Origin of the sequence: Variovorax sp. YR566 (assembly GCF_051992195.1) — a bacterium.
Lineage (GTDB): Bacteria > Pseudomonadota > Gammaproteobacteria > Burkholderiales > Burkholderiaceae_C > Variovorax.
Window position 1 is genome coordinate 2,490,519 of the sequence record NZ_CP197092.1, and the last position, 22,210, is coordinate 2,512,728.

20 protein-coding genes are annotated in these 22,210 nt (G+C 66.7%); 8 read left to right on the plus strand and 12 right to left on the minus strand.

Translation table 11 applies throughout. The annotated features are described in order from the left end of the window. Positions 1–8 precede the first annotated feature (8 nt). Together ACTG4X_RS11570 and ACTG4X_RS11575 are read left to right on the plus strand one after the other, a co-directional pair. Complete coding sequence (locus ACTG4X_RS11570) at positions 9–1,430, plus strand: MATE family efflux transporter (RefSeq protein WP_440533851.1); 1,422 nt, start codon at positions 9–11, stop codon at positions 1,428–1,430. 39 nt (positions 1,431–1,469) lie between these two features. Next, on the plus strand, positions 1,470–2,177 hold the full coding sequence (locus tag ACTG4X_RS11575) for an SDR family oxidoreductase (protein WP_440533852.1): 708 nt from the start codon (positions 1,470–1,472) through the stop codon (positions 2,175–2,177). Between the two features lie 33 nt (positions 2,178–2,210). Here the strand turns inward: ACTG4X_RS11575 and ACTG4X_RS11580 are convergent, their stop codons facing one another. From ACTG4X_RS11580 to ACTG4X_RS11600, 5 genes are all read right to left on the minus strand, one after another. Beyond that, the gene (locus tag ACTG4X_RS11580) at positions 2,211–2,525 is read right to left on the minus strand and encodes a hypothetical protein (protein ID WP_093078816.1); all 315 of its coding nucleotides are present in this window, start codon (positions 2,523–2,525) and stop codon (positions 2,211–2,213) included. A 196-nt stretch (positions 2,526–2,721) separates the two neighbouring features. Then, entirely contained in the window at positions 2,722–3,459 is a 738-nt protein-coding gene (locus ACTG4X_RS11585) for an aldolase (protein WP_256330889.1), read from the minus strand. A gap of 43 nt (positions 3,460–3,502) precedes the next feature. Further along, complete coding sequence (locus tag ACTG4X_RS11590; RefSeq protein WP_093177894.1) at positions 3,503–4,150, minus strand: 2-dehydro-3-deoxy-6-phosphogalactonate aldolase; 648 nt, start codon at positions 4,148–4,150, stop codon at positions 3,503–3,505. After that, positions 4,147–5,055, minus strand: a complete 909-nt coding sequence (locus ACTG4X_RS11595) for a 2-dehydro-3-deoxygalactonokinase (RefSeq protein WP_440533853.1) — start codon at positions 5,053–5,055, stop codon at positions 4,147–4,149. The genes ACTG4X_RS11590 and ACTG4X_RS11595 overlap by 4 nt, the downstream gene beginning before the upstream one ends. 1 nt (position 5,056) lies before the next feature. Next, positions 5,057–6,793 carry an IlvD/Edd family dehydratase gene (locus tag ACTG4X_RS11600; protein WP_093058272.1) on the minus strand — a complete coding sequence of 579 codons (1,737 nt, stop codon included), beginning with the start codon at positions 6,791–6,793 and terminating at the stop codon, positions 5,057–5,059. Between the two features lie 149 nt (positions 6,794–6,942). On the opposite strand from ACTG4X_RS11600, the gene ACTG4X_RS11605 reads away from it, so the two are divergent. The 5 genes from ACTG4X_RS11605 (at position 6,943) to ACTG4X_RS11625 (ending at position 12,043) form a co-directional block, all read left to right on the plus strand. Continuing rightward, positions 6,943–7,686 carry a FadR/GntR family transcriptional regulator gene (locus ACTG4X_RS11605; RefSeq protein WP_093058273.1) on the plus strand — a complete coding sequence of 248 codons (744 nt, stop codon included), beginning with the start codon at positions 6,943–6,945 and terminating at the stop codon, positions 7,684–7,686. Positions 7,687–7,797: 111 nt separating this feature from the next. Beyond that, on the plus strand, positions 7,798–9,180 hold the full coding sequence (locus ACTG4X_RS11610) for an ABC transporter substrate-binding protein (RefSeq protein ID WP_093078812.1): 1,383 nt from the start codon (positions 7,798–7,800) through the stop codon (positions 9,178–9,180). 43 nt (positions 9,181–9,223) lie between these two features. Continuing rightward, the gene (locus ACTG4X_RS11615) at positions 9,224–10,105 is read left to right on the plus strand and encodes a carbohydrate ABC transporter permease (RefSeq protein ID WP_093058275.1); all 882 of its coding nucleotides are present in this window, start codon (positions 9,224–9,226) and stop codon (positions 10,103–10,105) included. After that, positions 10,102–10,953, plus strand: a complete 852-nt coding sequence (locus tag ACTG4X_RS11620) for a carbohydrate ABC transporter permease (RefSeq protein ID WP_093058276.1) — start codon at positions 10,102–10,104, stop codon at positions 10,951–10,953. Before ACTG4X_RS11615 ends, ACTG4X_RS11620 begins: the two co-directional genes overlap by 4 nt. A gap of 19 nt (positions 10,954–10,972) precedes the next feature. Continuing rightward, positions 10,973–12,043: an ABC transporter ATP-binding protein gene (locus tag ACTG4X_RS11625; RefSeq protein ID WP_093058277.1), complete on the plus strand. Its 1,071-nt coding sequence runs from the start codon at positions 10,973–10,975 to the stop codon at positions 12,041–12,043. A gap of 10 nt (positions 12,044–12,053) precedes the next feature. Here the strand turns inward: ACTG4X_RS11625 and ACTG4X_RS11630 are convergent, their stop codons facing one another. Together ACTG4X_RS11630 and ACTG4X_RS11635 are read right to left on the minus strand one after the other, a co-directional pair. Then, positions 12,054–13,094 (minus strand): endonuclease/exonuclease/phosphatase family protein, encoded by a 1,041-nt coding sequence (locus ACTG4X_RS11630; protein ID WP_440533854.1) that lies wholly within the window; start codon positions 13,092–13,094, stop codon positions 12,054–12,056. An 89-nt stretch (positions 13,095–13,183) separates the two neighbouring features. Continuing rightward, entirely contained in the window at positions 13,184–14,998 is a 1,815-nt protein-coding gene (locus tag ACTG4X_RS11635; RefSeq protein WP_440533855.1) for a DEAD/DEAH box helicase, read from the minus strand. Between the two features lie 288 nt (positions 14,999–15,286). Here ACTG4X_RS11635 and ettA point away from each other — a divergent pair, with 288 nt between their 5' ends. Then, complete coding sequence (gene ettA / locus ACTG4X_RS11640) at positions 15,287–16,948, plus strand: energy-dependent translational throttle protein EttA (RefSeq protein WP_093058280.1); 1,662 nt, start codon at positions 15,287–15,289, stop codon at positions 16,946–16,948. A 90-nt stretch (positions 16,949–17,038) separates the two neighbouring features. Here the strand turns inward: ettA and ACTG4X_RS11645 are convergent, their stop codons facing one another. The 5 genes from ACTG4X_RS11645 to ACTG4X_RS11665 are packed head-to-tail and all read right to left on the minus strand — an operon-like array spanning position 17,039 to position 22,186. Beyond that, complete coding sequence (locus ACTG4X_RS11645) at positions 17,039–17,491, minus strand: carboxymuconolactone decarboxylase family protein (protein ID WP_440533856.1); 453 nt, start codon at positions 17,489–17,491, stop codon at positions 17,039–17,041. Next, positions 17,409–17,906, minus strand: a complete 498-nt coding sequence (locus ACTG4X_RS11650) for a MerR family transcriptional regulator (RefSeq protein ID WP_093078810.1) — start codon at positions 17,904–17,906, stop codon at positions 17,409–17,411. The genes ACTG4X_RS11645 and ACTG4X_RS11650 overlap by 83 nt, the downstream gene beginning before the upstream one ends. 51 nt (positions 17,907–17,957) lie before the next feature. Then, entirely contained in the window at positions 17,958–19,745 is a 1,788-nt protein-coding gene (gene pabB / locus ACTG4X_RS11655) for an aminodeoxychorismate synthase component I (protein ID WP_440533857.1), read from the minus strand. Then, entirely contained in the window at positions 19,735–21,141 is a 1,407-nt protein-coding gene (locus ACTG4X_RS11660; RefSeq protein ID WP_426392099.1) for a TAXI family TRAP transporter solute-binding subunit, read from the minus strand. The genes pabB and ACTG4X_RS11660 overlap by 11 nt, the downstream gene beginning before the upstream one ends. 16 nt (positions 21,142–21,157) lie before the next feature. Beyond that, positions 21,158–22,186, minus strand: coding sequence for a P1 family peptidase (locus ACTG4X_RS11665; RefSeq protein ID WP_440533858.1), 1,029 nt, complete (start codon positions 22,184–22,186; stop codon positions 21,158–21,160). Between the last annotated feature and the right edge of the window lie 24 nt (positions 22,187–22,210).

Sequence of the window (22,210 nt, forward strand, 5' to 3'; positions counted from 1 at the left end):
TTCCCGCCATGACCGCTCCAAACAGCGCCACTGAACTCGACCCGCGCACACGCCGCCTTCTAGAGGCGCCTATCGTTCCCACGCTGCTGCGCCTCGCCGCGCCCAACGTGCTGGTGATGGTGGCGCAGGCCTCCGTCGGCCTCATCGAAACCTACTTCGTCGGCAAGCTCGGCACCAATGCGCTCGCGGGCATGGCACTGGTGTTCCCCATCGTCATGCTGATGCAGATGACATCGAGCGGCGCGATGGGGGGCGGCATCGCTTCGTCGATCGCCCGTGCGCTCGGCGCACGCCGCCGCGCCGATGCCGACGCGCTGGTGTGGCACGCCATCGTCATCGCGCTGGGCTTCGGCCTGTGCTTCACGCTGGCGCTGCTGCTGGGCGGGCGCTGGTTGTACGGAATCATGGGCGGCACCGGGGCCGCGCTCGACGCGGCGCTCACGTACTCGAACTGGGTGTTCGCGGGCGCGACGCTGGTGTGGCTCTTCAACTCGCTCTCGGCCATCATCCGCGGCACCGGCAACATGTCTGTGCCGGCCAACGTGACGGTGGTGGGCGTGGTGTTCCTCATTCCGGCGTCGCCGCTGCTGATCTTCGGCGTCGGGCCGCTGCCGGGCATGGGCATCGCGGGCGGCGCGATGGCGCTGCTGCTGTACTACCTGCTGGGCTCCATCGCGCTCATCGTCTACCTGCGCTCGCCGCGCAGTTTGCTGCGGCCCACGCTGGCCGCGCTCAAGCTGCGCTGGCCGCTGTTCCGCGACATCCTGCGCATCGGGCTGGTGGGCGCGGTGTCGACGGTGGCGACCAACCTGTCGATCGGTATTGCCACTGCGCTGACGGGGCACTTCGGCTCGGGCGCGCTGGCTGGCTACGGCACGGCCTCGCGGCTCGAATACCTGCTGGTGCCCCTGGTGTTCGGGCTGGGCGCGCCGCTGGTGGCGATGGTCGGCACCTGCATGGGCGCCGGGCAGCGCGAGCGTGCGCTGCGTGCCACCTGGGCCGGCGCGGCGCTGGCTTTTGCGCTGACCGAGACCATCGGCATTGCGGCCGCACTGTTCCCGCGCCCGTGGCTGCTGCTGTTCGGCAATGACCCAGCCATGCTCGAAACCGGCGCGCACTACCTGCGCGTGGTGGGGCCGCTGTATGGCTTCTTCGGTGTCGGGCTGGTGCTGTATTTCGCGTCGCAGGGCGCGGGGCGGCTGTTGTGGCCGGTGCTGGGCAACATCGCGCGCCTGGCGGTTGCCGGCACGGGCGGCTGGCTGGCGCTGCGCTGGGGCGGCGGGCTCACCGGCGTGTTCGCGGCGCAGGGCGTGGCACTCGTGGTGTACGGCATCGTGATCGCATCGGCCATCGCGGGCGGCGCCTGGTTCGGCCGCGTGGGCTGGCCGCGCACCACCAGCGGCCTGCTACGGCGCGTGGCGCAGGCTTGAGAACAGTTTTCAACGATTTCCATCAACGAAAGACTCATCATGAAAATCAAGGACTCCGTGGTCTTCATCACCGGCGCCAATCGCGGCCTCGGTCTCGCCTTTGCGAAGGCAGCGCTGGCAGCAGGCGCACGCAAGGTCTATGGCGCGGCGCGCGACCCCAAGAGCATCACCTTGCCCGGCGTGACGCCGGTGGCGCTCGATGTGACGCAGTCGGCGCAGATCGAAGCGGCCGTGCGTGCCTGCGGCGACGTCACGCTGCTCGTCAACAACGCGGGCATCTCGCGCGGCTCCAGCTTCCTCGGCTCGCCCGATGCGCTGGCTGCCGCTCGCGCCGAATTTGAAACCAACTTCTTCGGCCCCTGGGCGCTGACGCAGGCCTTCGCGCCCGTGCTCGCGGCCAACGGCGGCGGAGGTGTGATCAACGTGCTGTCGGCCCTGAGCTGGACCACCTTCCCGAGCGTGGCAACCTACAGCGCAACCAAGTCGGCTGCATGGTCGCTGAGCAACGGCCTGCGCAACGAACTGGCCGGGCAGGGCACGCAGGTCACGAGCCTGCACGTGGGCTACATGGACACCGACATGGCCGCGCATGTGCAGGGCGACAAGTCCTCGCCGGACGACGTGGCGCGCCAGGCGCTGGCGGGCGTGGAGGCGGGGCGGCCCGAGGTGCTGGCGGATGAAGTCTCGCGGCAGCTCAAGCAGACCCTGTCGAGCGCGACGCCGCCCTATGCGGGTTCCCCGGCCTGAACGCAAAACCCGGGCAAGCGGCCCGGGTCTTCATCAATAGCGATAGGGGTTGTTGGGCCGGCGGTCGTAACGGTTGGGCACACCGTCACCGTCGTTGTCCCGGCGGCCGCCATGGTGGCGGCGGTCATCCCAGCGGCGGTCGTAGTAGCCGTCGCGGCGATAACCGGGGCCGTAATAGTGGCGCGGCGGAGGCGGCGGTGCGTAGTAGCGGCGCGGAGGCGGCGGTGCGGGCACGACATACACCTGCGCCTGGATGAAGTTTCCGCTCGCATGGGCCTGGGCCGGAACGGTGAGCGTGGCCAGCGACAGAAGGGCCGCGGCGCCGAATGCAAAAGAAAGCTGTTTCATGTGATCCCCCGGTTGTGGTTGGAAGCCCCATCCTCGCGGCCTTGTGTGAAGTTGGTGTAAGGCTGGAGCGAAATCGGATGAAGAGCTGTAAGCGCCTTGCGCGCAGGACGTAGCAAGGCCAAGACACAATTGTGAATGGAGTTTGCACCGCGGAACATGTCCCGCGGATAGGCCATTGGCCGTATCGGCCGGAAGTTCAGCCGCGCGGGGCGGGCAGCATGCGGCGCAGGGCTTCGAAGAACAGGTCCGACTGCTCGCGCTCGCCCTGGATCTGCGCCGCCACGTGCGCGGCCAGCTTCGCGTTGACCGGCACCAGCGGGCGCCCGGTCGACTGCGCGATCACCTGGTGCAGGCAGGCGCGCTCCAGGTAATAGAGGTCGTCGTAGGCGTGGGCGATGTTGCCGCCGGCCACGATCACGCCGTGGTTCGCCAGAAAGGCCACGTCCTTGCCCGCCATGGCGCGGGCGATGCGTTCACCCTCCGCGTCGTCGAGCGCGAGGCCGTTGTATTCGGCGTCGACGGCGATGCGGTTCATGTAGCGCATGGCGTTCTGGCTCGCGGTCGGGTCCAGCGCGCGGTCGACCGTGATCGTGAGCGCCGTGGCGTACGGCATGTGGCAGTGCAGCACGACCGCATGACCGGTGATGCGATGCACCGCGCCGTGGATGAAGAGGGCTGTGGGCTCCACGCGATGGCGCCCGGCGAGCACCTCGCCATGCACGTCGATCAGCACGATGTCGTCGGGGCCGATCTCGCTCCAGTGCAGCCCGCGCGGGTTGATGAGGTAGCGGTCTTGCGCGCCCGGCAGCATCACGCTGAAGTGGTTGCAGACGCCTTCGGACAGCCCGTGATGGGCGGCGGCGCGCAGGGCCAGGGCGAGGTCTTCGCGCAGCTTGCGGACGGCAGGGCTGGCGTAGGTGGCATCGGCGGACATCGAGGGGCTCTCCATTTTTCTTGTTGCGGAGGAAGGGCGTAGATCAGGCGAGGGTTGTGCCCGTCCAGGCCGCGATGAATTTCTTCGCGTCGTCGCGCACTGCCGCGGCTTGCTTGCCGGGCTTGTAGAGCGCTGAGCCGATGCCGAAGCCGGCCGCGCCGGCCGCGCGCCATTCGGCCATGTTCGCGGGCGTGATGCCGCCCACGGGCATCACCGGCGTGCCGGCCGGCAGCACGGCCAGCAGCGCCTTCACCACGGCGGGCGAAGCCAGTTCGGCCGGGAACAGCTTGAGCCCGGTGGCACCGGCCGCGAGCGCGCCGAAGGCCTCGGTCGGCGTCATGACGCCCGGCAGGCAGACCATGCCGAGCCGCACGGCTTCGGCGATGACTTCGGCGTTGAAGTTGGGCGAAACGATCAGCTCGCCGCCGGCCGCATGAACCTCGCGCACCTGCTGCGCGCCGAGCACCGTGCCGGCGCCGACCAGCGCCTGCGGAAAGCGCTTGCGCATCAGCGCGATGCTTTCCAGCGGCTGAGGCGAATTGAGCGGCACTTCGAGCAGCCGGAAGCCGGGCTCGACGATGGCGTCGCCGACATCGGCTGCCTCGGCGGGCGTGAGGCCGCGCAGGATCGCCACCAGTGGCAGCTCGCGCATCGCGGCGCCGAATTTGTCGAGGGGTGTGGGGGTGCTCATGCGGGAATTCTGTCGGAATCGAGAAAGCCGGACAGCGCATGCAGCCCGGCCCAGGTGGCTTCGGCCCCCAGCGTGCGCGTGGCAACGCCGGTGGCGCGCAAGGCCAGTGTGTAGCGCTGGGTGAGGGCGGACGAGCCGATCAGGATCACCTCGCCGGCTGCCTGCAGCGACTGCGTGCGCAACTCTTCGCCGATCAGCAGGCCCGAGAGGTAGCTCGCGAGTTCTTCCTTCGGCATGCGCTCGAACAGCGCGAGCGTGCGCGTGCCGAAGGCGTTGTGCAGCAGGCCGTGTCCGTTTTCGGAGCGGGTCACGCCCTCGAGGAACGAGGCTTCGTCGAGCGGCGCCGAGGCATCGAGCGTGCGCGCCAGGATCGAGTGCTGGCTCAGCAGCGCATAGAACTCGCCCGTCATGTAGGTGCGAAAGCCCGCGACACGGCCCTTTTTTACCGTGGCCCATTTGTTGTGGGTTCCGGGCAGCACGAAGACGCCTTCGCTCAGGCCGGTGAGCTCCATCGCGCCGAAGATCTGCACCTCTTCGCCGCGCATCACGTCGGGCACGCCGGCGTGCTCGTCGCTCAGGCCCGGCACGATCGCGATGCGGGCTGCGGGAATGGCATCGATGTCGATGATCTTGCGGCCCACTTCGACACGGCCCGCAGGGCAGGCGCAGTAGGGCGCTTCCACCCAGCCCTGCTTGCTGCCGGCCATGCCGGAGATCAGGCAGCGCGTGCCCTCAAGGCGCATCCAGTCGCCGAACAGCGTCTCGAAGACGGCGGGGAAACCGCCTTCGGGCACCGTGAGGATGCCGCGCGCATCGCTGCGTTCTTCCAGCACCTTGCCGCCGGCATCCAGCAGTGCGCCGCGCAGTGAACTCGTGCCCCAGTCGATTGCTACCAGTCTTGTCATCTCAGTGATTGTCGCGCGGCACGAATGCCCCGCGGCGACCACGTAGGAAGGCCAGGTCAGCCCCTTGGTCAGCCTGCAAAACTGTATCGACGTACAACTTCCAGTAACCAGAGTCGAGCGGCGCCTTCGGTGCCACCCACTTCGCACGGCGCTCGGCCAGTTCTTCGTCGCTCACATGCAGATGCAATTTGCGGTTCGGCACGTCGAGCTCGACGATGTCGCCGTCCTGCACCAGCGCCAGCGGGCCGCCCGCGGCCGCTTCGGGCGCGGTGTGCAGAACCACTGTGCCGTAGGCCGTGCCGCTCATGCGTGCATCGCTGATGCGGACCATGTCGGTGATGCCCTTGCGCAGCACCTTCGGCGGTAGCGGCATGTTGCCCGCTTCGGCCATGCCGGGGTAGCCCTTGGGGCCGCAGTTCTTGAGCACCATGATGCAGTGCTCGTCGATGTCGAGGTTCTCGTCGTCGATGCGCTTGTGCAGGTCTTCGGCGCTTTCGAACACCACCGCGCGGCCCTTGTGCACCAGCAGCTCGGGCGTGGCCGCGCTGGGCTTGATGATGGCGCCGTTGGGCGCGAGGTTGCCGCGCAGCACGCAGATGCCGGCCTTTTCCTTGAAGGGCTCCGCCAGCGTGCGGATGACTTGCGGGCCGTAGTTTTCGGCGTCTTTCACGTTCTCCCACAGGCTCTGGCCGGTGACGGTGAGGATGTCCTTGTGCAGGTGCTCGGCGATCTCCTTGATGACTACCGGCAGGCCGCCTGCGTAGCAGAAGTCTTCCATCAGGTACTGGCCCGAGGGTTGCAGGTTCACGAGGCAGGGCAGATCGGAGGCGAGACGGTCGAAGTCGTCGAGCGAGAGGTCGACGCCGATGCGGCCCGCAATGGCCAGCAGGTGGATCACGAGGTTGGTCGAGCCGCCGATGGCCGCGTTGACCTTGATCGCGTTCTCGATGGCCTGGCGCGTGAGGATCTTCGACATGTTCATGTCTTCATGCACCATGTCGACGATGCGCCTGCCCGCCTGCCGTGCCAGCACGTTGCGGCGGCCGTCCACGGCGGGGTAGGCCGCGTTGCCCGGCAGGCCGATGCCCAGCGACTCGACCATGCTGGCCATGGTGCTCGCGGTGCCCATCGTCATGCAGTGGCCGTGGCTGCGATGCATGCAGCTCTCGGCCTCGAAGAATTCCTGCAGCTTGAGCGTGCCGGCGCGCACCTGCTCGCTCATCTGCCACACGCCGGTGCCCGAGCCGAGCTCTTGCCCGCGCCACTTGCCCGAGAGCATCGGGCCGCCCGACACGCCGATGGTCGGCAGGTCGACGCTGGCCGCGCCCATCATGAGCGCGGGCGTGGTCTTGTCGCAGCCCATGAGCAGCACCACGCCGTCGAGCGGATTGCCGCGAATGCTTTCTTCCACGTCCATGCTCGCGAGGTTGCGATACAGCATGGCGGTGGGGCGCAGCAGCGTTTCGCCGAGCGACATCACGGGAAACTCGAGCGGGAAGCCGCCCGCTTCGTACACGCCGATCTTCACCTGCTCCGCGAGCGTGCGGAAGTGCGAATTGCAAGGCGTGAGTTCGCTGAAGGTGTTGCAGATGCCGATGACCGGGCGACCGTCGAACTGATCGTGCGGCACACCCTTGCCCTTCATCCAGCTGCGGTAGATGAAGCCGTCGCGGTCATGACGGCCGAACCATTGCTGACTGCGAAGTTCACCGGGTTTTTTCTTTGGGGCGGTGCTCATGAAATGTCTCTCTTTGTTGTCGATGCGTGGGCTCGACCCTCAGGGTTTGTCCTGCCGATCCAGCGTTTCAATCATCATATGATAAGCGTGAACAATGCGCCGGAGCCTTAGTGTTTTCGAGCGGCGAGATACCAGATTTCACATCGCACATGATCAAGAACATCCACGGTCGCACGCTCGAACTCCTCGGTGAAGCCGTGGTGGCGGGGCGCTATGCGATCGGCGCGTCGATCCCCTCCGAGCCCGTGCTCGGCGAGGAACTCGGCGTGAGCCGGACTGTGGTGCGCGAGGCCATCAAGTCGCTGGCGGCCAAGGGCCTGATCGTCACGGGGCCGAAGGTCGGCACGCGCGTGCTGCCCAAGGACAAGTGGAACTGGTTCGATCCTGACGTCATTACCTGGCAGGCGCGCGCGGGGCTCACGCCCGAGTTCTTGCGCGACCTGCAGGACTTGCGCCGCGTGGTGGAGCCGGCGGCAGTAAGGCTCGCGGCCGAACGGGCCACGGCCACCGACATCGAGGAAATAGAAAGCGCCTTCGCGGGCATGAAGGAAGCCGTGGAGAACGGCGGCGACTACGTCACCTTCGACCTGCGCTTTCACAACGGCCTGCTGAGTGCCGCGGGCAACCGCATGCTGTCGCAGATGAGCAAGGTGCTCAACGCGCTGCTGCGGACCAGCTTCGAGATCTCGACCACCAAGCCCGACGGCCCCACGCTTTCGCTGCCGCTGCATCGCGCGGTGCTCGACGCGGTGATCGCGCACGACCCGGCCAGGGCGGAGCTCGCGATCATCCGTCTCATCGACGGCGCGCGCCAGGACATCGAGGACGTGCTGGGCTCGCGCCGACGATTGCCGCGCCTGAGCAGACCACCGCCCAGGCTCAAGGCCAGTTAGCTGGCCGCATCGGCGCCGTCTACGCGTTTGTCCGCAGTTCGCATCCGGTTCTTTCACCCTACGCTCGCGCCCCGAGCAAATTCCACCCAAGAGAAGAAGGAGACACCAACCATGAAACTCGTCAAGTCGCTGATTGCGCCGACGCTGGTCGCGCTGGGCCTGCTGTCGGCAGGCCACGCTGCCGCGCAGGAAAAACTCACCGTATGGTGGGTCAAGGGCTTCTACAAGGCGGAGGACGACGCGCTGTTCGCCGCCATCAAGAAGTTCGAGGAGAAGAACAAGAACGTGAAGATCGAACTGTCGCAGTACCCGATCCAGGACATGATCCCCAAGACCGTGTCCGCGCTCGACTCGGGCAGCCCGCCAGATGTGGCGTACGCCGACGTGTACGACTTCCAGGTCACCGGCAAGTGGGCCTACGACGGCAAGCTCGAAGACATCAGCAGCGTGCTCACGCCCATGAAGGACCGCTTCGCGCCCAACACGCTGGAGACCACCTACCTCTACAACGACCAGACCAAGACCAAGGCCTACTACGCCTTCCCGATCAAGCAGCAGACGATGCACATCGAGTACTGGCGCGACATGCTGGCCGAGGCGGGCTTCAAGGAGTCGGATATCCCGACCACCTGGAAGGAGTATTGGTCGTTCTGGTGCGACAAGGTGCAGCCCGCCAGCCGCAAGGAAAGCGGCAAGCGCAACTTCGGCATCGGCATGCCGATGGGCGTTGATTCGAGCGATGCGTTCTATTCCTTCCTGACCTTCATGGACGCCTACAACGTCAAACTGGTGGACGACAACGGCAAGCTGCTGGTCGACGACCCGAAGGTGCGCACCGGCCTGATCGGCGCCATGACCGACTACACCACGCCCTACACCAAGGGTTGCACGCCGCCTTCTTCCACCAGCTGGAAGGACCCGGACAACAACGTCGCCTTCCACAACAAGACGACCGTGATGACGCACAACGCGACCATCTCCATTGCCGCCAAGTGGCTCGACGATTCGAACAACGCCTCGCTCACGCCCGAGCAGCGTGAAGAAGCGCGCAAGAACTACACCGAGCGCATCCGCACGGCAGGCTTTCCGAGCAAGCCCGACGGCAGCAAGATGGTCTACCGCACGGCCGTGAAGACCGGCGTGGTGTTCAAGGACGCGAAGAACAAGGCCCGTGCCAAGGAGTTCGTCACCTTCCTGCTGCAGGAAGAAAACCTGACGCCGTACGTCGAGGGTTCGCTGGGCCGCTGGTTCCCCGTGACCAAGACCGCGCAGCAGCGTGACTTCTGGAAGGCCGACCCGCATCGCCTCTCGGTCTACAACCAGTACGCCGCCGGCACCGTGACCTTCGAATTCACCAAGAACTACAAGTTCACCGTGCTGAACAACGAGAACGTCTGGGCCAAGGCCATGAGCCGCGTCGTGACCGACAAGGTGCCGGTGGACAAGGCCGTGGACGAGATGATCGCGCGCATCAAGACGGTGGCGGGGCAGTAAGCCGCGCACGCACGGCACCCGTCAACAACAGCAGCTGCATGCCATGAGCGCCACTGCCACCGCCGCCGCGTCGACCACACCGGCGCCTGTCGTCAATCTCGGGGCGCGGCATGCGCGCTGGCAGTTCTGGGGCGCGGTCATGGTCGTGCCCTACCTGCTGGTGTTCGTGGTGTTCGTGCTGTACCCGGTGGGCTACGGGCTTTGGCTCGCCCGCCACCCGCAAAGCTACGTGAAGCTGGTCGAAGACCCGATCTTCTTCCGCTCCGTGATCAACACGGCCATCTTTCTGGTCGTGGCGATCAACCTCAAGATGCTCGTGGCGCTGGTGCTCTCGGGCTTCTTCGTAACGTCTCGCTGGTGGATCAAGATCATCTCGGCGATCTTCATCCTCCCGTGGGCGATGCCGTCGATTCCGACCATCCTGTCGATCCGCTTCATGCTGAACCCGGAGTGGGGCGTGATCAACAGCACCATCTTTCGCCTGACCGGCGCCGATGGTCCCAACTGGCTCAACGACCCTGCGCTGGCGCTGAGCTTCGCGATGGTGGTGCACGTGTGGAAGTCGCTGCCGTTCTGGACGCTCATCCTCGTGGCCGGGCGGCTGGCCATTCCCACCGAGCAATATGAAGCGGCTTCGGTCGACGGAGCCTCGTCGTGGCAGAAGTTCCGCTTCGTGAGCTGGCCTGCGCTCAAGACGCTCTACATCACCTCGCTGATCCTCTCGATGATCTGGACGCTGGGCGACTTCAACAGCGTCTATCTGCTCACCGGTGGTGGCCCCGCCGACCTGACGCACGTGCTCGCCACGCTGGGCATCCGCTACCTGCGGCTCGACCAGGTCGACCTGTCGATGGCATCCATCGTGGTGGCCTTGCCACTCGTGCTGCCGCTCGTGTACTTCATGATGAAGAGGCTCTCGAAATGAAGCGCTGGACCCCCAAGGCCGTGGCGACCGAGGCCAAGCTGCTGCTCATCGGCATTCCGGTGCTGCTGTGGACGCTGATCCCGGTCTATCACATGGTGCTGTTCGCGATCTCGTCGAAAGACTCCGCGACCTCGGGCCACCTGTGGCCCAAGAACCCGACGCTGGACAACTTCCGCATCGTGTTCCAGCAGAAGCACTTCTACCTCGACCACTTCTGGCTGCAGCTGTGGAACTCGCTGCTGATCGCGGTGTCGGTAGGCGCGATCACGCTCTTCGTGGCAACCACGGCAGCCTTCGCGATCAGCCGGCTGCGTGTGCGCGGCGGGCGCACGGTGATGAACCTGGCGTTGTTCACGTACTTCATTCCGGCGGCGTTCCTGGCCGTGCCCATGTACAAGACCATGGGCAACTACGGGCTGCTCAACAGCCAGTGGGCGCTCATCCTGGCGATGGTGACCATCGCCTCGCCGTACTGCATCTGGGTGCTGAAGCAGGCGTCGGACAAGCTGCCCTACGAGCTCGACGAAGCCGCGCGCATGGACGGCGCCTCGCCGCTGCAGCTGTTCCGCCTCGTGTACCTGCCGCTGATGGTGCCGTCTCTGGTGGCCGTGGGCACGTATTCGCTGCTGCTGGCCTGGAACGAGTACCTCTATGCCTTCCTGCTGCTGTCGAACGACAAGAGCGTGACGCTGGCCGTGGCGCTGGGCAACTTCCTGTCGGCCGACGATTCGCCGTGGGAACTGCTGATGGCCACCGGCCTCATCTACGCACTGCCGCCCGCGGCGATCTATTACGCATTCAAGCGCTACATGGTCGGCGGCCTGACCGCCGGCGCCGTCAAGAGCTGAACGATTTCAGGGACAACACATGGCATCCGTATCCTTTCGCAATATCGAGAAATCCTTCGGCAAGGTCCAGATCATCAAGGGCCTGGGCTTCGACATCACCGACGGCGAGTTCGTCGTGCTGGTCGGCCCTTCGGGCTGCGGCAAGTCGACGCTGCTGCGCATGCTCGCAGGCCTGGAAGACATCAGCGGCGGCGAGATCGTCATCGACGGCCGCGTGGTCAACGACCTCGAGTCGAAGGACCGTGACATCGCGATGGTGTTCCAGAGCTACGCGCTGTACCCGCACATGACGGTGGGCGAGAACATGGGCTTCAGCCTCCGTCTGCGCAACGCCGAGAAGTCGGTGACCGACGAGCGCGTGGCCAGGGCCGCAAAAATTCTCAACCTCGACGCGCTGCTGGGCCGCTACCCGCGCGAGCTCTCGGGCGGCCAGCGCCAGCGCGTGGCCATGGGCCGCGCCATCGTGCGCGACCCTAAGGTTTTCCTGTTCGACGAGCCGCTGTCGAACCTCGACGCCAAGCTGCGTGTGGCAATGCGCGCCGAGATCAAGGCGCTGCACCAGCGGCTGAAGACCACCACCGTCTATGTGACGCACGACCAGATCGAGGCCATGACCATGGCCGACCGCATCGTCGTGATGCACGACGGCATCGTCGAGCAGATCGGCACCCCGCTGGATTTGTACGACCGGCCCGACAACCTGTTCGTCGCCCAGTTCATCGGTTCGCCGTCGATGAACGTCATCGAAGGCACGGTGCGGCGTTCGGGTGGCGACTGCTGGGTCGAGTCGCAGGGTGCGCGCTGGCCGGTTCCCATCGGCACCTCGGCGCCAGACGGCCAGCCGGTGCACTACGGCATCCGTCCCGGCGACATGACGCTCGGCGGTGGCTCGCACGGCGTGGAGGCCAGGGTGATCGTGGTCGAGCCCACGGGCGCGGAGACCGAACTGCTGGTGCAGGTCGGCGAAGCCAAGCTGGTGCTCGCAGTGCATGGCCGCGTCGATGCCGGACCCGACGACACGGTGCGGCTGGCCATCGAGGCCGAGAGCGTGCACATGTTCGACCGGCAGACCGGCCGTCGCATGGGCTGAATCGCCAGGATCAGGCCGTGCGCAGCCGCAGCAGGGCGCGCACGAAGCCGTGGTCTGAGCGCGAGCGGTCGCGCCCTTCGTGCAGGTGGTCGTTGAAGTAGTCGACACGCCGCACGTCGCCAAGGCTGTGCCGGCTGCTGGCGACGAACTCCTCGCTCACGAGAATCTGGTCGAGCACATCCGGAAAGCCCTGGTGGATGTGCGAGTACGCCACGTCCTTCTTGAGCGCCGACTCGCCCTGCATCTCGTAGGCGTTGAACAAGGCCACGTCGCGCGCGGCCTTGTCGTAGGCCACTTCGGAGGTAGCCGCCACGAGCTGCGTCGTCACGCTGTGCGGGTTGTCGTTGAAGTCGCCCATCACCACGAGCGGCACGTTCGTGCCCTGCAGCAGATCGATGACGATGCAGCGCAGGGCCGCGGCCTCCGCGCCGCGCATCAGCAGCGAGCGCAGCGACGCCATCACGCCGATCTTGCGGTCGTCGCGGTCCTCGAGGTGGTTGCCCTGCGCATCCTGCAGGAACTTCGGGCGCTTGGACTTCAGGTGCACCGTGAGCACATGCACCTGCTGGCCGTGCTTCATGCGCACCGTGACCAGCAGGGGCGGCCGTTCGAAGCGTGTGTGCGCACCGAGCCCCGGCACGTCGACGCCGAAGCCCGGCGGAAAGTCGACGAAGGAGCGGACCTCGTCCACCATCAGCCGCGTGACGATGCCTACGCGCGGCGTGCCTTGTGCGCCAGTTCTCGCAGGCGTGCCCTCGGGGCTGCCGGGCGGTGGTGTGTTTTCGGCGCCGGGCACCGAGACAAAGTCGTAGCGCAGGCCGCTGCGCGCGATGGCCGCCTTCAGCGCCGATTCGTCCCACACCTCCTGCACCGCCAGCACGTCGGCGTTGAGCGCGTGAAAGCGCTCGCCGGTCCAGTCGATCTTTCGCTCGTACTCGCGCTCGGTGTGGGCGTCCTGGTTCTCGTAGTACACGCGGTTCGGGGCCGCGAGATTGAGGAGGTTGCAGGTGGCTACGAAGAGGGTGGCGTAGTTGGGTGGGATGTATTGCATGGCGGAACGATTGTGCCGATGCACCAAAGAAAAAGGGCACCGAGGTGCCCTTTCTTCATGTTCCGGGGCAGGTGCTCTGCCCGTGGATGTCAGCGACCGAACGAACGTCCGCCGCCACCGCCACCCGAGCGGTTGCCACCACCGCCGCCACCGTAGCCGCCACCACCACCCGAACGGCCACCGCCGCCCGAACGATTGCCGCCGTAGCCACCACCGCCGCCGCCACCCGGGCGACCGCGTCCGCGGCCGCCACCCATGTGGTCAACGCTCGTGCGCAACGGATCCGGCTGGCCGGCGCCGCCTGCGACCGCTTCGGCGCGCAGGTGCGCGACCTGGTTGGCTTGTGTCGGGCTGTGGCTGTTGCCGTGATGGCGCGGTTGGCGCTCGTCATGCGGCAGATGGCCTTGTTGGTGCTGCGGGGCATGGTGCGGCGTGCGTGCCGGACCTTGCGGGCCGCGGCCTTGCGGCGGGCGAGCGCCCTGGCCGCGCGGACCCTGGCCTTGGCCCTGTCCGCCGCCGTTGTTGGCGTTGCGGCCTTGGCCGCCACCGCCCTGGCCGCCACCGCGGCGCTGACCGCCGCCATTGCCGCCACCACCGCCACCGCCAGCACCCTGGCCGGCCTTGTTCTCGCGGATGCGCTGCAGCATCTCGGTGCGGGCAGCCTTGGCGGCTGCCTGCATCACGTCGCGGCTCGGGGGACGACCAGCGCCGCCCCAGATGGTCTGGCGGCCCATGGCGATGGGTTCGGCGCGTTCGCCTTCTTCAGGACCGAAGCCGTCGACGATCTGCACGGGAATCGTCTGCTTGGTGAAGCGTTCGATTTCCTGCATGAAGCCTTCTTCGTCCAGGCACACGAAGCTCACGGCCTCGCCGCTCGAACCGGCACGGCCGGTGCGGCCGATGCGGTGAACGTAGTCTTCGCTGACGTTCGGGATCTCGTAGTTCACGACGTGCGGCAGCTCGTCGATGTCGATGCCGCGGGCCGCGATGTCGGTGGCCACCAGCGCGCGGATGTCGCCGCTCTTGAAGCCGGCCAGCGCCTGCGTGCGCGCGCTCTGGCTCTTGTTGCCGTGCAGCGCCATCGCCTCGATGCCGTTCTTGGTGAGGAATTCGGCCACGCTGTTGGCGCCGAACTTGGTGCGCGTGAACACGAGCACCTGGCTCCACTTGTTCTCGTTGATGATGTGCGCGAGCAGCGCCTTCTTCTTGCCGCGGCCCACGGGGTGGATCACCTGGGTGATGCGCTGCACGGTGGTGTTGCGCGGCGTGACCTGGATGCTTTGCGGGTTCTTCAGCAGCGTGGCCGCGAGGTCGCGGATCTCGTCGCTGAAGGTGGCCGAGAACAGCAGGCTCTGCTTTTCCCTGGGCACCAGGGCCAGGATCTTCTTCACGTCGTGGATAAAGCCCATGTCCAGCATGCGGTCGGCTTCGTCCAGGATCAGCATCTGGACCTGGCTCAGGTCGAGCATGCCTTGCTGCTGCAGGTCGAGCAGGCGGCCGGGGGTGGCCACGAGGATGTCGACGCCCTTCTTGAGCTTGCTGATCTGCGGGTTCATGCCGACACCGCCGAAGATCACGGTGGAGTCGAGCTGCAGGTACTTGCCGTAGGTGCGCACCGACTCTTCGACCTGGGCCGCGAGTTCGCGCGTGGGGGTCAGCACGAGGGCGCGGATACCGGTGCCGCCGAACTTGTTGGTGGCGCTGCGGCTCATGCTGAGCTTGTGCAGCATCGGCAGCGTGAAGGCGGCCGTCTTGCCGGTGCCGGTCTGGGCGCCGCCCAGCAGGTCGTGGCCTTCGAGAACCGCGGGAATGGCTTGCGCCTGGATGGGGGTGGGGGTGTCGTAGCCGTGCTCGTGCACAGCCTTCAAGATGGCGGGGGCCAGCTTCAGTTCGTCAAAATTCATTGGAAACAATAAGCGCCATACACGGCGCAGTGGCATCGGCCCGCCAGGCGTCTTGTTGACGCCGAGCCAGTCAAGGCAGATGAAGGTCAGGGGTGGGAGCCGAAAAACCCGTCGTGATAAAAGGCTTTCTTCGTCCCCGGCAGAGAGCCGGTGTTGCGGGCAACTGGACCCGGCAACGGGGCCTATTGTCGCATGAGTCGATAATCGGTGGTTTGCCGCGCCTGAATGCCCGCATTCCGGCCGCCGCGCTTTCCCTGAATCCCCGCTACCCAAGGTAACTACCCACACATGGCTCAATACGTCTATTCGATGAACCGTGTCAGCAAGACCGTGCCGCCCAAGCGGCAGCTCTTGAAAGACATTTCGCTCTCTTTCTTCCCCGGCGCCAAGATCGGCGTGCTCGGCCTGAACGGCTCGGGCAAGTCCACGCTGCTCAAGATCATGGCGGGTGTGGACAAGGAATTCGAGGGCGAGGCGCTGCCCATGCCGGGGATGACGATCGGCTATCTGGAGCAGGAACCCAAGCTCAACACCGAGCACACGGTGCGCGAGTCGGTCGAAGAGTCCATGGGCGCGGTGTTTGCGGCCAAGGCGCGCCTCGAAGAGGTGTACATCGCCTATGGTGCCGAAGACGCCGACTTCGACGCGCTGGCGGCCGAGCAGGCCCAGCTTGAAGCCATCATCGCCACCGCCGGCACCGATTCCGAACACCAGCTCGAAATTGCCGCCGACGCCCTGCGCCTGCCGGCCTGGGACGCCAAGATCGGCGTGCTGTCGGGCGGTGAAAAGCGCCGCGTGGCGCTGTGTCGCCTGCTGCTGAGCAAGCCCGACATGCTGCTGCTCGACGAACCGACCAACCATTTGGACGCCGAATCTGTCGAATGGCTCGAAGTGTTCCTGCAGCGCTTCACGGGCACCGTGGTGGCCATCACCCACGATCGCTACTTCCTCGACAACGCGGCCGAGTGGATCCTGGAAATGGACCGTGGTCGCGGCATCCCCTGGAAGGGCAACTACAGCACCTGGCTCGAGCAGAAGGGCGAACGCCTGGCGCAGGAGCAGAAGAGCGAAGAAGCCCACGCCAAGGCGCTGAAGAAGGAGCTGGAGTGGTCGCGCCAGAACCCGAAGGCACGCCAGGCCAAGAGCAAATCCCGCCTGGCCCGCTTCGAAGAGCTGAGCGACATGGAATACCAGAAGCGCAACGAGACCCAGGAAATCTTCATTCCGGTGGCGGAGCGGCTGGGCCAGCAGGTGTTCGAATTCCACGGCGTCAGCAAGTCCTTCGGCGACCGCATGCTGATCGACAACCTGAGCTTCACCGTGCCGCCAGGGGCCATCGTCGGCATCATCGGCCCGAACGGCGCCGGCAAGTCGACGCTGTTCAAGCTGCTCGCGGGCAAGGAAAAGCCGGATTCGGGCGAGGTCGTCATCGGCCAGACCGTGAAGATGGCCTTCGTCGACCAGCACCGCGACGAGCTGGCCAACCAGAAGACCGTGTGGGAAGACATCTCGAACGGCCTCGACATCATCAACGTCGGCAAGTTCCAGATGGCCAGCCGCGCGTATGCGGGCCGCTTCAACTTCAACGGCGCCGACCAGCAGAAGAAGGTCGGCACGCTCTCGGGCGGTGAACGCGGCCGCCTGCACCTGGCCAAGACGCTGATCGCGGGCGGTAACGTGCTGCTGCTTGACGAACCCTCGAACGACCTCGACGTGGAAACGCTGCGCGCGCTCGAAGACGCGCTGCTCGAGTTCGCCGGCACGGTCATGGTGATCAGCCATGACCGCTGGTTCCTCGACCGTATTGCCACGCACATCCTGGCCGCCGAAGGCGACAGCCAATGGACCTTCTTCGACGGCAACTACCAGGAGTACGAAGCCGACAAGAAGAAGCGCCTCGGCGAAGAAGGCGCCAAGCCCAAGCGCATGCGCTACAAGGCCCTGAAATAAGGCTCCCCCCCAGGCTGCGCGCACTTCGTGTCGCTTCTCCTTCCCCTGCCGGGGAGGGTTGGGTGGGGGCAGACGGCCTCTGAAAAAAGCTCAGTCTGCTTCAGCAAGAGCGCGCGGTTCCGCAAGGGGCTGCGCGCTTTTTTCATCGTCCGCCGCAAACACCTCGCGTGCGGCGAAGAGGCCGTTCAGTGCCGCCGGAAAGCCCGCGTATACCGCCATCTGCATGATGACCTCGACCACCTCGTCGCGCGTCACGCCGACGTTGAGCGCAGCGTGGATGTGCACCTTCAACTGCGGCGCGGCATTGCCCATGGCGGTGAGCGCGGCCACGGTCGCGATCTCGCGGGAGCGCAGGTCGAGGCCGGGGCGCGAGTAGATGTCGCCGAACGGAAACTCGATCACCAGACGGCCAAAGTCGGGCGCGATGCCGGCCAGGCTCTCGACCACCTTGACGCCGCCTTCACCGTCGATCTCGTGGAGCTTGGCCAGGCCACGCGTGTAGCGCAGGTTGTCGTTGTGGCCCTGGTTCTGTGTGTTCGTCATTGCTCGTCTTTCCTTCCCGGGCTTTGCCCGATAAAGGAGGACGCTTCTTCGTCTTCTCGACCTCGCGGTAGTGGTCGATCTTGAGCGACAGCGCCTGCATGGATTGCTGCAGCGCCGCCACCCGGGCCTGAACTTCGGCAAGGTGCTGTTCGAGCATCTCGCGCCGTTCGCCGACGCTGGCGTCCCCCTGGCTTCGAAGCCTGACGAAGGCCTGCATGCCCTGGATGGACATGCCGGTCTCGCGCAGGCGCAACAGGAAATCCAGCAAGTCCATGTCGGCGCTCGCATAGCGCCGCTGACCGCCCGGTGCACGCGGCACCGCGGCAATCAGCCCGATGCGTTCGTAGTAGCGCAGCGTGTAGGCCGTCAGGCCGGTTCGCTCTGCGACTTCCGCAATGGTCAGACTGGTTTCCATGGCGTTGATTCTCAAAATTAGAGCGCGCTCTAAGTCAAGCGCTTTGTCGAACTATTTTTGCGGGACATTCAGATCGGCATCCAGCCAGCCGCGCAGGCTGTTCACGAAGGCCAGCGCCTGCACCCGGGGCAGATCGTCCACCCGCACGACCGCTTCGGCAAGCTGGCCGCTGCGCACGCGGTTGGCGCGGCCGATGCCGTTCAGCAAACCACAGCGCAAGGGCGGCGTGACCCAGCGGCCGTCGAGCAGCAGGGCAATGTTGCCGCGCGTGCATTCGGTGATCTCGCAGTCGCGGTTCCACAGCAGGGTGTCGAACACGCCCGCAGCGGTGGGCGCGAAGGCTTCGTAGTGGGCGCGGCGGGTGGTCTTGAAGCGGGTGAAGTCGCTGCCCGATTCGTTGAACGCGCGGTCCGCGAGCTGCAGCTGCACGCGCGTGGGCGGCGCTTCCATCGCGAACGCCTCGGCGCGGGGCGTGCCTTGCGCATCGAGCAGCAGGCGCACGCGCCACATGCCGGCCGTGTGCTGTGCCTGAAGACGATACAGGCAGGCGGCGACGAGCGCTTCGTTCCACGCGTAGCCGAAATGCCGGGCGGCGTTTGCCATGCGCGCCAGGTGCGCCGATGCATCGCGCAATTCGCCTTCCGCCAGTGCCAGTGTTTCGAGCAGCTCGAAAGGCGGATTCACGGGCCGCTTTGCGTGCGACAGGAAGGCACGCTTGTGCCGCCACTCTTCCCACTCGGCGTCGGCTTGCGCGTCGGCCGTGATCCCGCTTCCGATGCCGCAGCGTGCCTCGCTGCCGCGCAGCGTCACGGTACGGATCGGTACATTGAAAGTCGCATGCCCGCCGGGCTGCACCACGCCTACGGCGCCGCAATACACACCGCGCGCCTCGGGCTCCAGTTCGCGGATCATGCGCATCGCGCTGACCTTGGGCGCTCCGGTGATCGAGCCGCACGGAAACAGCGCACCGAACACGTCGGCCAGCGTGGTGCCTTCGCGCACGAGGGCCTCGACATCGGACGTCATCTGCCACACCGTCGGCAGCGCCTCGGTGTGGAACAGCCGCGGCACGCGGACCGAGAAAGGCCGGGCCACGCGCGAGAGGTCGTTGCGGATCAGGTCCACGATCATGACGTTCTCGGCCCGCTCCTTCGGCACGGTGCGCAGCCGCTGCGCCAGCGCTTCGTCTTCGGCGGGCGTGGCGCCGCGCGGGGCGGTGCCCTTCATGGGGCGCGTCAGGATGCGATCGCCATGCCAGTCGAAGAAGAGTTCGGGTGACACCGACAGCACCTGCTCTTCGCCAGTGTCGATAAAGGCGGTGTAGCCGTCGGGCTGCGCTTCTCGTAGCGCAAGGAACCAGTCGCGTGCATGGCCATGGAAGCCGGCATGCAATGGCGCGGTGTAGTTGAGCTGGTAGAGCTCGCCGTTCGCAATCGCGCGATGGATGGCCTGCATGCGCTGGTCGAAGTCGGCGCGCGAGAGGCTGTCTTGCCAATCGACCGAAGGCACTGCCGAAGCGTCGCTCCGGGCTTCCGGCCATGGCAGGGCTTCGTCGTGCACGCCGAACCAGGCCAAAGGCCCGTCCGCCGCATGCACCGCGAACGCGGGGTCGAAGGCCGCCGCAGCCTCGTAGCGCAGATACCCCACGCACCAGCGCCCCTCACGCGCCATCGCCTCGACGGCTTCGAGCACAGGCAGCACCTCTGCGGCTGTCCGCGCCACCAGCACGCGCGACGGCGCACCGAAAGACAGGCGCAGCCGACTTGCACCATCGCCGCGCGGCTGTGCGAAATCGATCAGCGTGCGCAAGGTCGAATGCAGGGCGCCATCAGGCGGCATCGTTCGCCGCGGTCGTCGGTCCTGCCCCACCGCCCGCACTGCTGACTTGCGGCGCACGGGCCAGCACCCGCTTGCGCACCGCATAGATGTTGTTGCGCAGCGCATAGAGCTCGTCGGCATATGACAGCGGCACCGCCACCTTGTTGACCGTACGGTCGAGCTGGTCGAGGTCTTCGAGCAGGGACTTCTGTTCGGCCTCTTTCACTTCCGTCTTTGCATCGACCTTCGCCTCGATGTCGCGCAGCCGCGCATACCAGCGGAACACGCGCCGGCGCACGCGGAACTGGTACAGCGGCGGCACCACGCGGCTCAGCGGCAGCATCAGCACCAGCAGGCCGCCCAGCACCAGCCACATGCGCTCGACCAGGTTGCTGGCCCAGAAGGGCAGGTAGCGCTGCCAGATCGGCGGCGTGCCGTTGATGGCGCGGTCGCCCTCGGGGCTCACCGGCAGTTCGCTGGTGCGGGTGTTGGGAAAGTCGCGCGCCCGGTTGAACCAGCCGGCGCCGCTGTGCACCGATTGCGCCGCCTGCGCGAACAGCTGGCGCAGCGCGGGGTGGGTTTCGTCACGCGACAGCAGCGAGGTGGTGGCTGCGAGCAGCGCCACGTCGTGCGGCGGCAGGTCTTTCGACAGGTCGACCACGCCGCGCGGCAGCGTCACCGCCGAGAGGAACGGAAAGCGCCGCGAGTAGGCGTCGGCCTGGCCGAAGTCCATGAGCTTGATGTCGTCCGAACGCAGCAGCCGTTGCACCTGCGGCGATTGCGGCGCGGAAGACAGCACGATGGCATCGAGAAGGCCGGCCTGCAGCGCCTCGGCGGCCGACGCCTGTTCGAGGTTCGACAGCAGCAGATCTTCGGGGCCCAGCCTGTTGGCCTTGAGCAGGCGCTCCATGATGTCTGGCAGCCCGCTGCCCGGAAGGTCGATGTTCACGCGCAGGCCGCGCAATTGGGCGAGCGTGGTCAGCGTGCCGGTCTTGCGATCGATCTTCTGGGCCGAGTCGGCACGGTAGAAGAGCCAGATCGGCTCGTAGAACAGGCTGCCGAGCGAAGTGAGGCCGGCCTCTTCGTCGGCTACCGGGTCGGCGCTGCCGCCGCGCACGAAGGCCACGTCGGCCCCGCCGGTGCGCAGCAGCTGCAGGTTCTCGGTCGAGCCCGAGGTGGGCTTGAGCTCCACTTCGATGCCGCTGTGCTTGAGCGCTTCGGCATAGCGCTTGCCGAACTGCGCATAGGCGCTGCCCGTGGGGCCGGTGGCCAGCGTCACGTGTTTGGGCGGCTGCGGCTGCAGCCACCAGTAGGCGGCGATCAGCAGGCCGATGACGATGAAAATGATCGGCCCCGCCGAGGCGATGAGGTCGCGGATCGACAGCAGGATCAGCTTCAGGGTTCTGGGGAACGCCATGGTGGTCTTCTCGTGTTCAGCCGCGCGCTGCAGCGAGATCCGCCGCGCAGGGAATGTGCAGCTCGCCCACCGTCACCGTGCGCGCCGCATGCACCGCGCGCAGCGTGGCGATGGCCACCGCCTCGGCGGCCATGGTGCTGAGCACCGTCATGCCGGGGGCGTTGCCTTCCAGCGGCACGCGGCCGGTGGCCAGCGCGAACAGCGTGTCGCCGTCGCTCATGGTGTGCACCGGGTTGATGGAGCGCGCGAGCCCGTCGTGCGCGACCATGGCGAGCCGGTTGGCCTGTACCTTGGTCAGCACCGCGTCGGTGGCGATCACGCCGATGGTGGTGTTGGTGCCCGCCAGCAGGGGCTTTGGGCTGTCGCCGCGCAGCAGGGCACGGCGGGTGTCGAGCAGCGCCTTGCCGTCTTCGGTGCGCGCGCCGGCCACGGGCTGGCCGGTGTTGTGATCGATCACGTCGCCCAGCGAGTTCACCGCGATCAGCGCGCCCACAGTGACGCCGCCAACCGTGACCGATGCGGTGCCGATGCCGCCCTTCATCGCGCGCTGCACGCCGAAGAGCTTGCCCACCAGCGCTCCGGTGCCGGCGCCCACATTGCCTTCGGCGGGGGCAGCGGTGCTCGCGGCCTCGCAGGCGGCATAGCCGGCTGCGGCATCGGGGCGGATGCGCGCGTCGCCCATGGGCAGGTCGAACAGCACGGCGGCCGGCACGATGGGCAGGGTGCCGAAGCGCACGTCCATGCCGATGCTGCGTTCTTCCATCCAGCGCATCGCGCCGTCGGCCGCCGCCAGGCCCCAGGCGCTGCCGCCCGCGAGCATCACGGCGTGTACCTGCTGCACGAGGTTGCCGGGCGCGAGCAGGTCGGTCTCGCGCGTGCCGGGTGCGGCGCCGCGAACGTCCACGCCGGCCACGGCGCCGTCGCGCGCCATGACGACGGTGCAGCCGGTGGGGCGGCGGGTGTCGGAGAAGTGGCCGACCTCGATGCCGGCGACGTCGGTGATGGAACCGGCGGAATGAGTGGGGGTGGAAGACGGGGCAGACATGGCGGCCGATTATGAGACCGCACC

What these genes read in the sequence shown, in the direction of transcription:
- ACTG4X_RS11580 (WP_093078816.1), bottom strand. Translation starts at nt 2,525, where the DNA reads ATGAAACAGCTTTCTTTTGCATTCGGCGCCGCGGCCCTTCTGTCGCTG.
- ACTG4X_RS11575 (WP_440533852.1), top strand. Translation starts at nt 1,470, where the DNA reads ATGAAAATCAAGGACTCCGTGGTCTTCATCACCGGCGCCAATCGCGGC.
- ACTG4X_RS11650 (WP_093078810.1), bottom strand. Translation starts at nt 17,906, where the DNA reads ATGGAAACCAGTCTGACCATTGCGGAAGTCGCAGAGCGAACCGGCCTG.
- ACTG4X_RS11615 (WP_093058275.1), top strand. Translation starts at nt 9,224, where the DNA reads ATGAGCGCCACTGCCACCGCCGCCGCGTCGACCACACCGGCGCCTGTC.
- ACTG4X_RS11570 (WP_440533851.1), top strand. Translation starts at nt 9, where the DNA reads ATGACCGCTCCAAACAGCGCCACTGAACTCGACCCGCGCACACGCCGC.
- ACTG4X_RS11605 (WP_093058273.1), top strand. Translation starts at nt 6,943, where the DNA reads ATGATCAAGAACATCCACGGTCGCACGCTCGAACTCCTCGGTGAAGCC.
- pabB (WP_440533857.1), bottom strand. Translation starts at nt 19,745, where the DNA reads ATGCCGCCTGATGGCGCCCTGCATTCGACCTTGCGCACGCTGATCGAT.
- ACTG4X_RS11645 (WP_440533856.1), bottom strand. Translation starts at nt 17,491, where the DNA reads ATGACGAACACACAGAACCAGGGCCACAACGACAACCTGCGCTACACG.
- ettA (WP_093058280.1), top strand. Translation starts at nt 15,287, where the DNA reads ATGGCTCAATACGTCTATTCGATGAACCGTGTCAGCAAGACCGTGCCG.
- ACTG4X_RS11610 (WP_093078812.1), top strand. Translation starts at nt 7,798, where the DNA reads ATGAAACTCGTCAAGTCGCTGATTGCGCCGACGCTGGTCGCGCTGGGC.
- ACTG4X_RS11630 (WP_440533854.1), bottom strand. Translation starts at nt 13,094, where the DNA reads ATGCAATACATCCCACCCAACTACGCCACCCTCTTCGTAGCCACCTGC.
- ACTG4X_RS11635 (WP_440533855.1), bottom strand. Translation starts at nt 14,998, where the DNA reads ATGAATTTTGACGAACTGAAGCTGGCCCCCGCCATCTTGAAGGCTGTG.
- ACTG4X_RS11660 (WP_426392099.1), bottom strand. Translation starts at nt 21,141, where the DNA reads ATGGCGTTCCCCAGAACCCTGAAGCTGATCCTGCTGTCGATCCGCGAC.
- ACTG4X_RS11590 (WP_093177894.1), bottom strand. Translation starts at nt 4,150, where the DNA reads ATGAGCACCCCCACACCCCTCGACAAATTCGGCGCCGCGATGCGCGAG.
- ACTG4X_RS11600 (WP_093058272.1), bottom strand. Translation starts at nt 6,793, where the DNA reads ATGAGCACCGCCCCAAAGAAAAAACCCGGTGAACTTCGCAGTCAGCAA.
- ACTG4X_RS11665 (WP_440533858.1), bottom strand. Translation starts at nt 22,186, where the DNA reads ATGTCTGCCCCGTCTTCCACCCCCACTCATTCCGCCGGTTCCATCACC.
- ACTG4X_RS11595 (WP_440533853.1), bottom strand. Translation starts at nt 5,055, where the DNA reads ATGACAAGACTGGTAGCAATCGACTGGGGCACGAGTTCACTGCGCGGC.
- ACTG4X_RS11620 (WP_093058276.1), top strand. Translation starts at nt 10,102, where the DNA reads ATGAAGCGCTGGACCCCCAAGGCCGTGGCGACCGAGGCCAAGCTGCTG.
- ACTG4X_RS11625 (WP_093058277.1), top strand. Translation starts at nt 10,973, where the DNA reads ATGGCATCCGTATCCTTTCGCAATATCGAGAAATCCTTCGGCAAGGTC.
- ACTG4X_RS11585 (WP_256330889.1), bottom strand. Translation starts at nt 3,459, where the DNA reads ATGTCCGCCGATGCCACCTACGCCAGCCCTGCCGTCCGCAAGCTGCGC.